Genomic DNA, 1,261 nt, shown 5'->3' on the forward strand with positions numbered 1-1,261 from the left:
TGGAGTTGCCCCCGGATGGCGGACACGGGGTTTTCACGCGGCTTGGTGATGGTAGCTGGTTCGGGTTTCGTGGGGTGTTCGGTGGCTGAGTGTCGAATGTAGACGGTTGTGGTTGTAGTAGTGGAGGTAGCGGTATAGGTCGTGTCGTGCCTGGTCGCGGGTGTGCCAGATGGTGGTGCCGATCTCGGTTTTGAGGGTGGCGAAGAACGCTTCGGCGACGGCGTTGTCGTAGCAGGATCCGGTCCGTCCGATCGACGGGTGGATCCGGTGTTCGGTGAGCGCGGCGCGGAATTGGCCGGAGGTGTACTGGACGCCGCGGTCGGAGTGGAACACCGCGGCGGGGCGGATCAGGCCGCGCGTGGTGGCCAGGGTGATCGCGTCGCAGACCAGGTCGGCGCGCAGGTGATCGGCCATGGCGTGCCCGACGACCTCACGGTTGTGCAGGTCGATCACCGTGGCCAGGTAGAGCCAGCCCTGGAAGGTGGGCAGGTAGGTGATGTCCCCGACGAACCGCCGGCCAGGGTGCTCGGCGGTGAAATCGCGGCGGATCAGATCCTGGACCACCAGGGCTGGTGACGGATCGGCCTTGGTGAGTGACCGGCGTTTGCGGCGGGTGATCCCGGCCAGGCCGTGTTCGCGCATCAGCCGCTCGACCCGTTTGTGGTTCACCACCCGCCCGCGCCGGCGCAGTTCGGCGGTGATCCGCGGGACGCCGTAGGCGCCACGGTGTTCGGCGTGGATGCCGGTGATCACGGTGACTAGCTCGGCTTCGGTCTCCGCCCGCCGGGCCCGGTCGGCTTCGGCGGCGACCCACTCATGGAAGCCCTGCCGGCGCAGGCCCAGGACCTGGCACAACCGCTTCACGCCGAACTCGGCGCGATGCTCGGAGATGAACCGATAGCGGTAGATCATCGATCCATCTCTTTGGCAAAATAGGCGGCCGCTTTACGCAGGATCTCCTTCTCTTTCTGCAGCTCGGCGACCTGTTTCCGCAACCGCTGCACCTCATCGAGGGTGGCCGGGTCCTCCACCGGCGGCCCTGCCTCGGCGGCCTGTTTGGCTACGTTGACCCACGATCGCAGGGTTTCGTGATTGACACCGAGCTCACGGGCGATCTGCCGCAACGGCCGGTCACTAGAGTTGACCAGCTCGATCGCGTCACGGCGGAACTGCTCCGGATACTTCGAACGAGACACCAGGACATCCTCCCTCCAGACCACTGTCTGGAATCAAGGTGTCCGCACCACAGGGGCAACTCCAC

2 protein-coding genes are annotated in these 1,261 nt (G+C 65.7%); both read right to left on the minus strand.

Going from position 1 to position 1,261, the window contains the following annotated elements; all coding sequences use genetic code 11:
- Positions 1-33: 33 nt before the first annotated feature.
- Positions 34-912, minus strand: coding sequence for an IS3 family transposase (locus AB0N89_RS41020; RefSeq protein WP_364217169.1), 879 nt, complete (start codon positions 910-912; stop codon positions 34-36).
- Positions 909-1,196 (minus strand): transposase, encoded by a 288-nt coding sequence (locus AB0N89_RS41025; protein WP_364217172.1) that lies wholly within the window; start codon positions 1,194-1,196, stop codon positions 909-911. The genes AB0N89_RS41020 and AB0N89_RS41025 overlap by 4 nt, the downstream gene beginning before the upstream one ends.
- Positions 1,197-1,261 lie beyond the last annotated feature (65 nt).

It is taken from the genome of Amycolatopsis sp. NPDC089917, from assembly GCF_040684635.1.
In the GTDB taxonomy this organism is placed as follows: domain Bacteria; phylum Actinomycetota; class Actinomycetes; order Mycobacteriales; family Pseudonocardiaceae; genus Amycolatopsis.

Coding starts and splice junctions, on each gene's coding strand:
- AB0N89_RS41020 (WP_364217169.1), bottom strand. CDS start 912: ATGATCTACCGCTATCGGTTCATCTCCGAGCATCGCGCCGAGTTCGGC.